The sequence below is a fragment of the Sphingobacterium sp. BIGb0116 genome (assembly GCF_024808035.1).
GTDB lineage: Bacteria > Bacteroidota > Bacteroidia > Sphingobacteriales > Sphingobacteriaceae > Sphingobacterium > Sphingobacterium paramultivorum.
Genome location: NZ_JANUDT010000010.1, coordinates 207,599 through 221,855, shown reverse-complemented (window position 1 = coordinate 221,855; position 14,257 = coordinate 207,599). Strand labels below are relative to the sequence as shown.

The 14,257-nt window shown below is 39.7% G+C and carries 13 protein-coding genes and 1 pseudogene; 7 read left to right on the top strand and 7 right to left on the bottom strand.

Features of this window, described 5'->3' with window-relative positions:
* The first annotated feature begins 274 nt into the window (after window positions 1–274).
* A complete protein-coding gene (locus M2419_RS22480) occupies window positions 275–1,396 on the top strand; it encodes a glycoside hydrolase family protein (RefSeq protein ID WP_202883702.1) in 1,122 nt (373 codons plus the stop codon).
* A gap of 101 nt (window positions 1,397–1,497) precedes the next feature.
* Here the strand turns inward: M2419_RS22480 and M2419_RS22475 are convergent, their stop codons facing one another.
* On the bottom strand, window positions 1,498–3,375 hold the full coding sequence (locus M2419_RS22475) for a M1 family metallopeptidase (RefSeq protein WP_259255636.1): 1,878 nt from the start codon (window positions 3,373–3,375) through the stop codon (window positions 1,498–1,500).
* A 160-nt stretch (window positions 3,376–3,535) separates the two neighbouring features.
* On the opposite strand from M2419_RS22475, the gene M2419_RS22470 reads away from it, so the two are divergent.
* A complete protein-coding gene (locus M2419_RS22470) occupies window positions 3,536–4,393 on the top strand; it encodes a hypothetical protein (protein ID WP_201666661.1) in 858 nt (285 codons plus the stop codon).
* Window positions 4,394–4,516: 123 nt separating this feature from the next.
* Here the strand turns inward: M2419_RS22470 and M2419_RS22465 are convergent, their stop codons facing one another.
* The 6 genes from M2419_RS22465 to M2419_RS22440 all read right to left on the bottom strand — a co-directional run bounded on the left by M2419_RS22465 (window position 4,517) and on the right by M2419_RS22440 (window position 9,721).
* Window positions 4,517–5,914 carry a rhodanese-like domain-containing protein gene (locus tag M2419_RS22465; protein WP_259255635.1) on the bottom strand — a complete coding sequence of 466 codons (1,398 nt, stop codon included), beginning with the start codon at window positions 5,912–5,914 and terminating at the stop codon, window positions 4,517–4,519.
* Window positions 5,915–5,925: 11 nt separating this feature from the next.
* Entirely contained in the window at window positions 5,926–6,741 is an 816-nt protein-coding gene (locus M2419_RS22460) for a sulfite exporter TauE/SafE family protein (protein ID WP_259255634.1), read from the bottom strand.
* A gap of 88 nt (window positions 6,742–6,829) precedes the next feature.
* Complete coding sequence (locus M2419_RS22455; RefSeq protein WP_259255633.1) at window positions 6,830–7,243, bottom strand: YeeE/YedE family protein; 414 nt, start codon at window positions 7,241–7,243, stop codon at window positions 6,830–6,832.
* Entirely contained in the window at window positions 7,244–7,804 is a 561-nt protein-coding gene (locus M2419_RS22450; protein WP_220801666.1) for a YeeE/YedE family protein, read from the bottom strand. It abuts the gene before it with no gap.
* A gap of 83 nt (window positions 7,805–7,887) precedes the next feature.
* Window positions 7,888–8,328, bottom strand: a complete 441-nt coding sequence (locus M2419_RS22445; protein ID WP_083663466.1) for a hypothetical protein — start codon at window positions 8,326–8,328, stop codon at window positions 7,888–7,890.
* The gene (locus M2419_RS22440) at window positions 8,318–9,721 is read right to left on the bottom strand and encodes a WG repeat-containing protein (protein ID WP_259255631.1); all 1,404 of its coding nucleotides are present in this window, start codon (window positions 9,719–9,721) and stop codon (window positions 8,318–8,320) included. The genes M2419_RS22445 and M2419_RS22440 overlap by 11 nt, the downstream gene beginning before the upstream one ends.
* 408 nt (window positions 9,722–10,129) lie before the next feature.
* Between M2419_RS22440 and M2419_RS22435 the strand changes: the two genes are divergently transcribed.
* From M2419_RS22435 to ureB, 5 genes and pseudogenes are all read left to right on the top strand, one after another.
* Window positions 10,130–10,810, top strand: coding sequence for a response regulator transcription factor (locus M2419_RS22435; RefSeq protein ID WP_088160011.1), 681 nt, complete (start codon window positions 10,130–10,132; stop codon window positions 10,808–10,810).
* Window positions 10,800–12,182: a cell wall metabolism sensor histidine kinase WalK gene (locus M2419_RS22430; RefSeq protein ID WP_088160012.1), complete on the top strand. Its 1,383-nt coding sequence runs from the start codon at window positions 10,800–10,802 to the stop codon at window positions 12,180–12,182. The genes M2419_RS22435 and M2419_RS22430 overlap by 11 nt, the downstream gene beginning before the upstream one ends.
* Before the next feature lie 157 nt (window positions 12,183–12,339).
* Window positions 12,340–13,530, top strand: coding sequence for a porin (locus tag M2419_RS22425; RefSeq protein WP_088160013.1), 1,191 nt, complete (start codon window positions 12,340–12,342; stop codon window positions 13,528–13,530).
* Between the two features lie 37 nt (window positions 13,531–13,567).
* On the top strand, window positions 13,568–13,870 hold the full coding sequence (ureA, locus tag M2419_RS22420; protein ID WP_046674789.1) for an urease subunit gamma: 303 nt from the start codon (window positions 13,568–13,570) through the stop codon (window positions 13,868–13,870).
* A 15-nt stretch (window positions 13,871–13,885) separates the two neighbouring features.
* Window positions 13,886–14,182, top strand: a pseudogene (gene ureB, locus M2419_RS22415) (urease subunit beta); the annotation flags it as partial.
* Window positions 14,183–14,257 lie beyond the last annotated feature (75 nt).

The following is a 14,257-nucleotide window of genomic DNA, read 5'->3' as shown; positions in this document are numbered from 1 at the left end:
CTCATTAAGGATTTAAAAAGAAAGTGCAATAGTATGGAAGAATCATCTAAAAGAAGGTTGACAACAAGCTAGTTATTCTTTATCTTGTTGTCAATATTTGTAGGTAGAAAGCACCAATATAGCACCTAATGTCTGATGAAGGAGGAGTGAATTCAAAAGTTTCCTTCTGAAAAAATCGAAAAGCTATAGGTATCAGGCTCGTGTAAATTATTTCATGGGAGCTTATCAAATAGATTAAAAAACGAATTATTTTCTTCTAATAAAAGTAAAACGTATGAAAACCTCCCGTCGAGACTTTCTAAAAAATGTAGCCGGTGTTTCTGGCTTCTTCATATTTTCAAACCATGGATATGCTTGGGGGGACAGTCTTGAAGACTCCTTTATAGATAAGTTATTACCGGCGCCAAAAGGAGGAGGATTTGCGATGAAAGATTATTGGATTTGGGACCCATCGGTCATAAAAGGAGAAGATGGACGATATCATATGTTTGCTTCGCGTTGGAGCAAACAATATGGCTTTGGTAATTGGGTGACAAACTCCGAAGTCGTCAGGGCTATTTCAGATACCGCTGAAGGGCCATACGAATTTGTTGAAGTTGTACTGCCTGCCCGGGGGAAGCAATATTTTGATGGCTGTACAACACACAATCCTCGAATTGTAAAAAATGGTGACTATTATGTGCTTTATTACTTTGGCAATAATTATGACGAACCAAATCCCTCTTTTACAGAAAATGTATGGGAGTCGGGCTTAGGCCAGAAAGCCTGGATGCATAAACGTATTGGGATGGCCTATTCCAAGTCAATTGCAGGGCCATGGAAAAGAGTTGATCAACCGATTTTGAATCCCCGAAAAGGGGAATGGGATGCCTCCATTACATCAAATCCTTCGCCAGTTGTCTTACCGAACGGAAAGGTTTATTTAGTTTATAAATCTTCCCCAGTAAATTATAATCCACCACTTTTATTGGGAGCCGCGCAAGCGGATTCTTTCCTCGGACCTTATCGCCGTTTATCGGACAAGCCTATTTTTTCATTCCATACGGACCAAAACCATGAAAACGATGTAGAAGATCCATTTGTCTGGTATAACGGTCAGCAGTTTGAACTTATTATGAAGGACCGTTACGGAAAGATCTGCGGTGAAGAGGGGGGCGGGATACATGCTTATTCGAAGGATGGCATAGATTGGCATCTTTCGAAGTCTGTAAAAGCTTATTCTAAAACAATTCAATGGGATGATGGCACGACGAGTCATCAGGCCAATTTTGAACGACCGTTTTTACTATTTGAAAATGGGAAGCCTACTCATTTGTTTGCGGCAACCGGGGATGGTTCAGAGCCCTATCAATTTGAACGTACATGGAATATGGTTATTCCCCTTAAGAGTATATAATCCACGGAATTAAAAAACAGCTTCCAAACCGCGTCGTATATATTGGGTTTGGAAGCTGTCTTGATTTTCCCATCTGTTCGGATAATGGGAAATATATGTAGTTACTTACTAAAACTGTTGTTTGCCGATTCTACATCCGCTAATCGCAATGAAGGATCAATTGTTACCGTTTTTGGTGTTTTCGATACATGGATAGTATAGTCCGGTTTGGTCCAGAACCAATCCTCAAGCACGGTTCTTTTAACACCTTTGTAAATGTCAAAATGCTCTTCTGGTTTTTCTCCGCGCATTTCACGCAAAGGGATATAAAATAATTCTTTGCTTCCATCGGTGTATTCTACCAGAACATCCAGTGGCATGGCAAAATTGGACTTATTGGCCAATAGGATTTCTGTATCTGTTACTTTTTCAATGGCGTAATCGATTTGACGTGTTGTATTGATAAACAGATTGAAATACCATTTTAAATTGATACCGGAAACATCTTCAGCAACGCGTTTGAAATCATTTGGTGTCGGATGTTTAAACTTCCAGATGTCATAAAATTTCAAGAAGGTTTTTTCTAAATTTTCCTGACCAATAATATAACCCAACTGCTCTGCAAGCACGGCACCTTTGTTGTATGCTTCGTTGCTGTAGCCATAGTTGGTGTTATAATAATCTGCCAGTAAACTCATCGGTTCTTCTTTACCTGAAAGGGCCAATTTATAATATCCACGGTAGGCTGCAATTTGCGGGTTAGATGCTATGGCACCTCTTTTTTCAAAGATATGCTGCATAGCTAACTCTTCGACATAAGATGTGAAGCCTTCATCAAACCATTCATCTACGGTTTCGTTGATCCCAAACAATTGTTGGTACCAAGAGTGCGCCGATTCATGGAATATTACACCGACAAGGCTTTTTAGATTGCGGCCACCTGTGATAAGCGTAGCTGTACCATATTCCATTCCGCCATCTCCACCTTGAATGATGGTATAAGTTGGCCATGGATATTTACCAAACTTCGCACTACAGAAGTCAAAGAATTCGGTAGAAAGGCCTATTGCTGTTTTCCAATTCGAGATCACTTCTTTGTCTGTTGGCAAGAATACGGTATACACTTTTATACCATTTTTACTTGAAGCGGAATCCACGACAAATTTAGGGTCTGCTGCCCATACAAAATCATGGATATTTTGGGCCTTATAGTGCCACGTTGCTTTATTGTCGACGGCTTTTACTTTTGCTTTTGGTTGATAGCCTTTAACATCTGATGGATTTTGAAGAACACCAGAGGCACCAACGACATAATTTTTATTGAGGTGTATGGTAACGTCAAAATTGCCGAAAGGGGCAATGAATTCGCGACCTGTATATTCATCCAAATGCCAGCCGAATTCATCGAATTGAGCCATCTTCGGATACCATTGCGCCATAGATAGCGCTACACCCTCGGCCGAATTTCGGCCAGTTCTTCTGATTTGTTCCGGAACTTGTGCGGTCCATTCCATATCAAAACGTGCTGTTTCCCCATCTTGGATCGCAACTGGTAAAGTTACCTCCAAAATAGTTCCATCAATTTTAAATGTTGTGTTGGCACCATTGACCGTTAGGGTTTTAATTTTCTGGTAACCAGTTTGATTGGCTTTCAGTTCTCCGATGCGACTTTGATATACCGGTTTTTCTTTTGTACCCAAGTTAGTGACCATTCGCTTGTCGGGGTCACTTATGTTTTTTAATCGATAGTCCATCATCGATCCTGGTTGAAAAGCATTGAAATATAAATGGAAATATACCTTTTTTAGTGACTGCCCTGAATTATTGCTGTACTTCAAGGTCATTTTTCCATCGTACTGATATGCTTTTTCATCCACGTTGACATCCATGTTGTAGTCAACTTTCTGTTGCCAGAATCCTTTTCTTTGGGCCTTCGCTACTGCCCCCCAAATATTTAATACACATGCAAGTGTAAAAAAGGATATTATTTTGATTTTCATGTCCCAAACTTACAAAATTGTCTCAATAAATGGCACTTAAACGAATGTAACGAAGTTAATGTCATCAAATCTTGACGAAAATTGACTGGTCTTTGGAGAATTGGCTTGGTTTTGGTTAGGGGATTTATCTGTTAAGTTAAAAATCAATTTTACTGTTTTTATGGAAAATCTATATTATAAGCCCTCGGGAAAGGCTCCTGCTTTGGCATTTATTGGATCTCTTGTGCTAGGTACAGTGGGGGCCATTGTCCTGGCAATTGTTTACATCGCTTTGCAATGGTTTATTCCTATTATTTATTTTAATGTATTTATTACATTGGGATTTGGTGCTGGAATATTCTATGTTCTTAACTTCTGTTTCAAACAATGGAAATTAAGAAATAAGGGCATTGCAATATTGATTACTTTGCTGATTGCAATTTTAGGCTTTTATGCCCAGTGGGCTCTTTTTGTGTCGCTGATGTACAATGCGGAGGGGACAATGGGCGGAGATACCTGGGTAAAATCGTCTTTTAATCTGGAGGGGTTTAAGGCGTTTTTCTTACACCCTTCATTTATTTGGGAAGCGATGCAGGGTTTAAATGAAGTCGGCACTTTTACTTTGAAAAAGAGTCCGGTTTCGGGCGGTATGTTGTGGGCCGTGTGGGCGATTGAAATGGGTATTATTCTGATTACCCCAATTATTATGGCATTCAGGGGTATTACTATTTATCCTTTTTCTGAAAAAGACGAAGCATGGATGAATAAGCGGACATTGCCGGGAAGGTTAAAATTCGTGGCGGATAAAGATGCTGTAGTAAGCTCCTTGGGTAATCATGATTTTGCCTATGTGTATGACCATCTTTCGGATGAAGAAGAGCATTTCTCTTTTGCCACTGCCGAATTATATGAATCTGAAACGGACGACCATCAGTACCTGACCATCTATAATCATCAATTTACGGAAAAGAAAGGCAAGATGGAAGAGAAGAAGGATGAGATCATCGAATTCTTGCGGATCAATAGAAATAGTCTATAAACGAAACATACTGCCGAGCTGAGTTGCTCTATATTGAATGCAGTGGCAGCTAAAGTTCGATCGTATAGCTTGGTTCTTTAAAAAAAGATCCCAGGATAAATATCCCGGGATCTTTTTTACATGTTATTGTACCAATGTTCCACCCTTTAATTTCCATTCATTGATGGAAGGACTATAAATTTTGACGTCCTTAATACCATTTTTCGCCAATATGGATGCCGCTATGGTTGCTCGGTCTCCGGACTGACAATGCAGGTACAGCTGTTTACTTCGATCAATTTGGTTAAGATTGTCTGCAATTGTACCAACAAAGATATGAGTCGCATGCGGTAAATGGCCCTCTGAAAACTCACTGGCATTGCGCACATCAAGTATTTGGATATCGGATTTGCCCAATACACTATTCATCTCTTCGAAACCGATGAGTTGCTGATGTTCCAATGGAATCCCCAAATGAGGAATCGTATCAGGTGTAACATATCCAGCGACATGATCCAATCCAATGCGCATAAGCTTGCGGGCAATGTCGTCCAATTGGCTTTCCTCTACAATGAGTATAAAAGGATCCGTGTAATTAAGGATCCAACCAGCCCAGGTATTAAACGTTTTGTTATTCTGAATATTGATGCTATTGGGGAGATACCCTTTGGCAAACTCAAACTTATGGCGTGTATCAATGATAGTTGTTCCTTTGTGGTATAAACTCAGAAAAGTTTCGTTCGTTAACTTGTTGTACTGAGGAACTGCCGTTTGCAAAGGCCGTGCTATTTTGTTGAGTTTTTTCATCATGGCAAAATAGCGTGGCGGTTCGGGCTGTCCTGATAATAGCTCTTCCACGAAGGCTGTTTCGTTGTTTTGGTATTGAAGCGCCCAGTTTCGTATTTTTTCATAACCAACTGTTGAACTCGGAACGGCGCCTAGCGCCTTTCCACAAGCGGATCCGGCCCCGTGTGCGGGCCATACTTGAATATGATCAGGTAGAGCCAAGAAATGTTGCAACGATCGGTACATTTGGTGGGCTCCAATTTCCTTGGTTCCGATCATTCCCGCTGCATTTTCTAACAGATCTGGGCGTCCGATATCTCCAACAAATACAAAATCACCTGTAAATATCATGACAGGCTCCATGGTTGCAGGCGTATCAATCAATATAAAACTGATACTCTCGGGCGTATGTCCAGGGGTATGGATAACTTGGAAAATCAGATTTCCAACTTGAAATTGATCTCCATGTTTTAATCCAATATGTGGAAATTCATATTGCCAATCTTCTCCACCTTCATCGGAAAGATAAGGTTGGGCGCCTGTCAATGCGGCTAATTCTAGCGTACCTGAAAGGTAGTCGGCATGTATATGCGTTTCCGCAATATGGGTTATGGTCAGATTATTCTTTTGTGCAATCTCAAGATAGCTGTCTACATCTCTTTTAGGGTCAATGACTAGCGCTACACCCTTGGCTTGACAACCAATGATATAACTCGAATGTGCTAAAGATGACTCAAAAATGTGTTGAAAAAACATAACGTGTGATTTTAATAATTTACAAATTGAATGAATTCGAAAGCAAAGATTAGGATGCCGATACTAATTAAAAAGTACCCAAAAATACCTTTCAATTTTGCCGCATCTAATTTGTCTTTCCATTTGGAACCAATTTGGAGGCCTATTAAAGTGATTAACGTAAAGGTAACCAATATAAACCAATTCATATGTTCCAGGAACTGATAATTCGCGATCAAACCGAATGAGGCGTTTAAACCGATGATAAACAACGAGGTGGCAATGGCCTGCTTAAGTGGAATTCCTAAGAGTAATACGAGGGCCGGCACAATGATAAAGCCTCCTCCTGCACCCACTAGGCCAGTCATGATACCGACGAGCAATCCGACGAGGACAACGTTGAAAATCTGGCCAATTCCACCTCTGAATCGATCGTGCTGAACCTGTTTGCGTCTTCGTACCATTGCTGTCGCAGAAATCAGAATCACAATCGAGAAAAGGAGCATAATGATATGGTTTCTGGAGATCGCTATCTCGCCAAGGTGGAATGACTCTGGTATGGCTACAAGGAGATAACGCTTGGTCAAATAGACCGAAATTAGCGATGGAAAGAGAAAAATGGCCGTAGTTTTCAGGTCAATTTCTCTTTTTTGCAATGGAGAAATTGATCCGACCAAGGCTAATATTCCTATAGAAAACAGCGAATAGTCCAATGCATATTGAGGTTCTATATGAAAAATATAAACAAATATTGGCAATGTTAGAATACTTCCGCCGCTACCCATCAAACCCATTGATAGACCAACCAGAACAGCTAATATAAAACCAGCTATAAATATTAATTCCATTTTCTTTTTCTAAAATTTTAACTAGTGGTACAGGCGTCAGTCAGATTTCGGATATGTGATTAATTTACTGTAAAGTAGCTAGTTAAAACTAGTGCGGCAACTTATTGCGCAAGACACCATAAAGCCAAGTACCCAACAAAGCGAAAAGAAGGACGATTCCTAGAGTCCAATAACCAGCACCGATTAGGGCAAACATTGGTCCCGGACAAGCGCCTGTCAATGCCCAGCCTAAGCCAAAGATTGTTCCCCCGAGCAGGTATCGTGTAATACTTTTGTCTTTATCATGGAATGCTATTTGCATCCCGTTACTATCTTTAATTTGCTTTCTCTTGATGATTTGTACGATTATAATTGCTGTGGTCAGTGCTGTACCGATAATCCCATACATATGAAAGGAACGAAATTGAAACATTTCGTAGATTCTATACCATGATGCGGCTTCCGATTTGTATAAGATGATTCCAAACAATATACCGATGAAAATAAATTTTAGTGCTTTCATTTATGCGAAAATTAGCGGGAATAAAAAATGAACCATAATGATCCCACCTAGGAAGAAACCTATAACGGCGATCAAAGAAGGAAGCTGAAAATTGCTAAGTCCAGAAATAGCATGGCCTGATGAACATCCACCAGCATAGCGTGTTCCAAATCCAATCAATACACCGCCAATACTTAAAAGTAGAAACTGAAACAAAGATCCGTCGAAAACGAAAATGGATTCAGGAAGGTAGCCTTGTAGATGGTCGATAATACCCAGCTCTTTTAAGTCGGCAACACTTTTGGAATTAATCTGGCTTGCAGTGCCATCGCTCAGAAAATTATGTGCAATAAAACCGCCAATAGCTGTCCCAAGTACCACCAATAAATTCCAGGACTGGGTCTTCCAATCGAATCTGAAAAAAGAGGAAGTTTTTCCGGCACCTAATACAGTACACATGGTGCGCAGATTATTGGACATGCCAAAATCCTTTCCCTGTTTGAGCAGCAGGTACATGACCAGTGCAATTAAAGGTCCTGAAATATACCAGGGCCATGGTTGTTTGATGTATTCCAATAGCATAACAATGTTCTTAAGTGATGTTACAAAGGTACATACTGCCTTTGCAAAAGCCTGTAACAAATGTTACCGAAGGAAGAAAGAATTTATAGGTCGTAATATTCGATGTCAGCGTCCTTTAGGGCTTCCGTTAGCAGGGGAAGATCATCTTCCTTTTGAAATAATTTGTTGCGCCAGGTACGGAAGGCTGGACCTTTGTTTTGGTTGATAATGATCAGGTTTCCGCCGGAACGTTTGAGATTCCTGATATGAGAAATATTATTCAAAGGGAAAACGATTGTTTTTTTAGCGTTACTTATCTGAAGTGTATTTTCATCCAAGACCCAAGTCGATGACAAAGTCGAAGACTTTATGGCCAGATACAGTGCTAAAGGAATCATTAAAAGAGCAATAATAATCTTGAGAATTTCCTGTATGGGAACTTTAGACATTCCCATTCCGATCAAAAAGATTGAAATCAGCAAGATTAACATGTATTTTCCACGATGCAACGTCGACAAGTGGAATGTCTGTGGATTACTCTTCATATTTCTTGATAAACTTCCCTTTTGCGTCAATATAGTAAAAATTCTCTAGATCCTCCGTTACAAGCGCTAGCCCGTTTTCAAAAGCTTGGGCATTTTGTAATTTAAATGGAACAACGACTTTTCCTGTGTAATCAATGTACCCATATTTATTGTCATTAAATGCCAGTAGAAGTCTTTCACCCGCAAACGATAGGAACTCATAATCCGTTTTAAGTTGATTATGCCCAGTTTTATTAATAAGCTGGTAGGATTGGTTGACTAAAATTAACGCGAGGTTATCGCGATAATCCGAAATGGTTTCATATTTGGCAGGAAGTAAAACAGCGCCTTTTTGATCCATGATACCCGTATGTTCTCCTTCCGTAAAAAGTGCATATTCTGGGCTAGGAACTGAAATAAAGTCATATTTGGCCTGCAGCAATATTTTACCGTTTGTATCCAACAGGCCATACTTAAGATCTCTCATATAAACTACTGGACCGCCTTCGGTTTCTAAACTGAGCGATTCATATTGACATGGAATAACTTCTTTGCCGTGTATGTCTATTAAGCCAAACATTTGTGCTGCATCAGTTACGATGGCATAGTCTCCTACATAGCTATATATTGCCGTATACTTTGCTGGTGTTAATTTGTTTCCTAAGCTGTCCTGTACACCAAAATATGCTGTATTGGAATCTTGATACCAAGATAAATGGTCGTTTAGCGTGGAATCTACAGCTTCTTCAATAGGTTCACCTTCTTCATAATCCGCCGGAATTTCAAAGAGTGATTTGTCGAATGTTATTTCTTCCACCTTGGTCGCTTGTATTCCGAGCCCGGCCGATCCGATATAGAGCGCTGCCCCGGGCACTTTTTCGAGATAATCGTAAGTGCCCCAGTATAACTTTGGCAATTTTGGTGCATACCAAACGGTAATTTCCGTTTGTGGATCTTGGCTACCTGTTAGATTGAATGTTGCTTTTTCGCAGGTGATTCCTGCAATTATCTTCTTTTGATCGGGAACTAAGCTGATCTCAAAATCTCCCGAATAGGCATAATTATCACCCTCGTTTACGGCAGTCTCAATGAGTTTGCCGGTGGCCAGCTCTGTTGCAGTATAGGTTTTATTTATTTCATCCAGTAGAAAAGAGCTGCCTTCGTGGATATTGCTGATCTGTATCGATTTTCCGAATAATAAACTTTCAATTCGCATCTGGTCTTTGGTGATGAAGGCCTGCATTAATGCTTCATTATTTCCAGCCAATATTTTGATGAATTCTGAAGATGCGGTATCTGTTCCCGTTTCAGGATCAGCAAATTGATATGAAATTTTATATAGCTTTTGCTGAGCGTGTCCTTGTCCGATAAGGAGTAAAAACGCCAACTGTAAACAAAGGATAAATTGTTTCATTGTGTGATTTTAAGCTGCAAAAATATTGAAATTCGATTGATTTTTGAAATAATCTTTCGCTGTTTGTGGAAATTCTTTCAAAAATAGATATTATTGTATTTGGTTGTTTAAATCTAATTTTTGGTCTGTGCTTCAGATTCAGGTGCTCGAAATAGTCCTATCTTTTGAGTAGAGACCTTAAGTTGTGGACTATTTCTATATCAAGTGAAGTAAATCGTTGTAAGGACGACGGTTGAGATAGCGGTCTTGCGGGGGTGTATGTATTTTTTACTTGTTTTATAGGTTATTATCATATAATCGTCAAGAAAAAGCGAAAATAATTAGGGAATGTAGCTTTTTGGAAAAAGGTGAAATGTTAATTTTGTATTTTACAAACCTCGAATTTTTTACTGTTTAAAAAAGATACCTGTGGAACTATTACTAATAGAGGATGAACCATCCGTCATATCATTGATCGAAAGAGGCTTAAAAGAAGAAGGCTATCATATTAGTATTGCTATGGATGGTTATACTGGTCTAAAAATGGCGGGATTGAACCGTTATGACCTGATCCTATTGGATGTGATGTTGCCTGGTATGAATGGCTTAGATGTCTGTAAAAACATTCGGATGTCCAACAACGAAGTCCCAATTATTATCTTAACGGCATTAAATCAAACGGAGGACATTGTCGAGGCCTTTGACAGGGATGCGGATGATTACTTGACAAAGCCGTTCCGTTTAGAGGAATTAAAAGCTCGAATCAGTCGCTACAGCCGCAAATCCAAAACCATTACCGAGCAGAAAAATATATTGGTATTTGACGATCTTCAATTGGATAGAGACAGTAAATCGGTTCAACGTGCCAATTCTCCTATTATTCTCACAGCTACTGAATTTCGTTTACTTGAATTTTTAATGCTCAACCGAAATAAGGTATTAAGTCGGATCGATATCCTAGAAGAAGTATGGGGTATGGATGTCGACTTAAGTACCAATGTTGTTGACGTGTATGTGAATTACCTTCGGAAAAAGATCGATAAACAATTTTCACGTAAACTTATCCATACAGTGATTGGGATGGGCTATGTAATCCGTCATGAAAATTAGGACCAAAATAGTTCTCCTATTTTCTATCATCAGCACCCTGCTGCTTGTTATTTTTGCCATTTATGTGTCTTATTTCACGTACGACAGTCTACAGACCAAATTTTTTCATCGGCTAGAAGAGAACGCCGTGATTGTCGGAGATCATATCGTCCATCAGAAGGATGAAAATAGGGCGCTTTATATTCAGGTAAAACGTAAATACCTGAAACAATTATCTGAAGGAACAGACCATCTCATTCGTGTTGTTAAGGGAAGTGATCGAGTTCAATTGAGGCCTGAGCTGCCTATGCCAAAAACATTCTATGCCGATGTAATTCGTCATGGAAAGGGAAGATATATGCATGGTAAGACTGCCTTTGTAGCGGTATTCTTTCAGGATCATCTTCACCAGGAAAATTTGATTGTTGTATCGGAAGGTATTGATGATTACGGCCATGATGAACAGCGTCAATTGGATCGTACCCTGATCACAGGTGGGATTTTGGCGATTTTTTTAATTGTACTGATGTCTTTTTACTTTGCTGACCGATTATTGAAACCCATTAAGGATATCAACAATGATTTAGATAAAGTTGATATCGCACATTTAGACCATCGCCTGTTTAGTAAATTTAGCAATAGCAAAGATGAATTGGGTGTTTTGATTGCGAACTTAAATTCAATGCTTAGCCGATTGGATATCTCGGTTCAGTCGCAACAGAGTTTTATTGGAAATGCCTCTCATTCGCTAAAGACCCCACTTACAATTATTGGGGGAGAAGCCGAATTGGCACAACAGCTCCTGTCGAAAGAGCATGAAGCCTACTATTCCCTGGAGACTATCGCGAAATATGCGGATAAAATGGAGTTGATTATCAACAATCTTTTGCAACTATCCCGCATGGGCTTCAAGGGGGAAGTGGACAATAAAGAAATTATTCGAATTGACGAGTTACTCTATGAAATTTATAAAGCCGAAAAAAGTATTCATAAGGACCTCAAGCTTTCTTTTGATCTAACAGAAATTCCAGAAGATAGTGATGAACTTACGGTTTTGGCGAACCCGGATCTGTTTTTTATTGCCTTTAGCAATATTATTTCAAATGCATTTAAGTACGGCAATGGACTGCAGGTTGGCGTAGCCATAAGTAGCGATAGCAAAAATATTACGATAAAAGTGTTTGACCAAGGGATAGGTATTCCTAAAAAAGACCAGCCACATATTTTTACCTCTTTTTACCGTGCTTCTAATGTAGGTGACATCTATGGCAATGGTTTGGGGCTTGTTTTAGCCAAAAATATCTTTGACCTCCATGGTGCTGAATTGTTCCTCAATTCAACGGAAGGTCAAGGCACTTTGGTCGTTGTTACAATCCCAAAAACTCCTCTCTAATTTCATTTTAATCTCATCCTTATTCCATTTTTAGGTGGCTGTGATATACTTGTACCAGAGATAAGTATAACTCATGGATCTATCTTGTTGTTTCGAATCGAATTATGTTTTGAAACCGCGGGATTGCTTCGTTACCATAAAGGAACAAAATATAAGGATGAAAAAAACACTTTCACTTTTTACAACACTGGGGATTGGCATAGCATCATTGCATGCGCAGGAGCAGATCCAAACGGACTCTGTTCAGGCGCAAAGGAGCAGCTTGTTACTGAAAGAACCCGCGAGAGCAAAATCATTTCAATTGGATGTCCTGTTAAGAGCAGGCCTGCAAACGGACAATGGGGAGGGGGCGTCTCAAGCAAAAGCAAACCTTGATGATGCCCGTATTTTGATGAGCGGGGAATACAATGATAGACTGTCGTATAAAGTACGTTTTCGCTTGAATCGGTCATTTGCTCCAACGAGTCAGGATAATGGATCCAGAGCCTTGGACATGGCATTGATCAAGTACAAGTTTGGCAAGGATCTCAAATGGTCCGTTACGGCCGGCAAGCAAAGTGCGATGGTCGGGAGTTATGAATTTGAAAATAACCCAATTTACGAATATAAGTTCACAGACTATGTCGACCGTATACTGAATCTCTTTGTTGTCGGTGGAATGTTATCTTATGAAGTCAACCCGAATCATTCGTTACATGCCCAAGCTTACAACACGACCAATGATAGTTTTATGGAGCTTCATGCAAAAAATGGTTTTGCTGTAGGTGATTTGGAACGCTCTAGTGTACCAATGGGAGCCTATTTCACTTGGGTGGGTGCATTTATGGATAAGCGTTTTAATACGAAATGGTCTTACAACATCTCTCAGTTTGCAAAGGGACATACTAATCATGCCGTTTCATTAGCGAATAAATTCAAAACAGCAAAACAGATGCTATATCTTGATTTACAGTACTCTTATCTTGCTGTCGATCATGCGATGATTGCATCTTCGGCGATCAACGAATTTTATGGTAGAACTGGCGAGAACCGTGTATTGGCCAAAGATGTGAACTACAGCTCTGCCATATTGCGCTATGATCAATTTTTGAGTAAAAAATGGGAGGTTGCTTTGAAAGGTGGGTATGAGATCGCGGGATCGAGAGATGATAATCAACTCGGTAAGAATTTTCGCCAAAACTGGACCTATTTTGCGGCTTTGCAACATAAGCCGTTTCACAACCAGGATCTTCGGTTTTATTTAGGTTACGTTGGTAACACCGTAAACTATAAGGGCTATATGGATATGGCCAAGAGTCAGTACAACCGCTTAGCCTTTGGGGCATATTTTACCATTCCAGTTTTATAATAATTCCTTTAACAAATTAACAAATAATTATTTTTTTATGCGTTTAACACCGAGAGAAACAGAAAAGCTGTTGTTGCATTTGGCCGGCGAATTGGCGGCTAAGCGATTGAAACGCGGGGTAAAATTAAATTATCCAGAGTGTATCGCTTACATCAGTGCCCAGATTATGGAGGAGGCTAGGGACGGAAGGTCTGTGGCGGACTTAATGTCTTATGGTACTACCTTATTGAAGAGGAGCCAAGTCATGGAAGGAGTCCCCGAGATGATCCATGATGTACAGATCGAAGTTACTTTTCCGGACGGAACTAAATTGGTGACTGTCCATGATCCTATTCGTTAATAAATATTGAATGATATGATTCCAGGAGAATACATTTTAAAAAAAGAGGAAATCAAAGCTAATGTTGGGCACAGAACCACAAGCATTGTTGTGAAAAATGAAGGTGATCGACCGATTCAGGTAGGTTCACACTATCATTTCTTTGAAGCGAACAAGTTGCTTTCCTTCGACAGGGAGAAAGCGTTTGGGATGCGCTTGAATATTCCAGCCAGCACCGCTGTTCGTTTTGAACCAGGGGAACAAAAATCAGTTGTTCTGGTTGAATTTGGCGGAAGTAAGGAAATCCACGGTTTTAATGGATTGACAAATGGGAAGTATACAGATCAATCGGTGAAGACCAAAGCCATTGATAAAATGAAAAAATTGAAATTCAGACAATCTAAATAA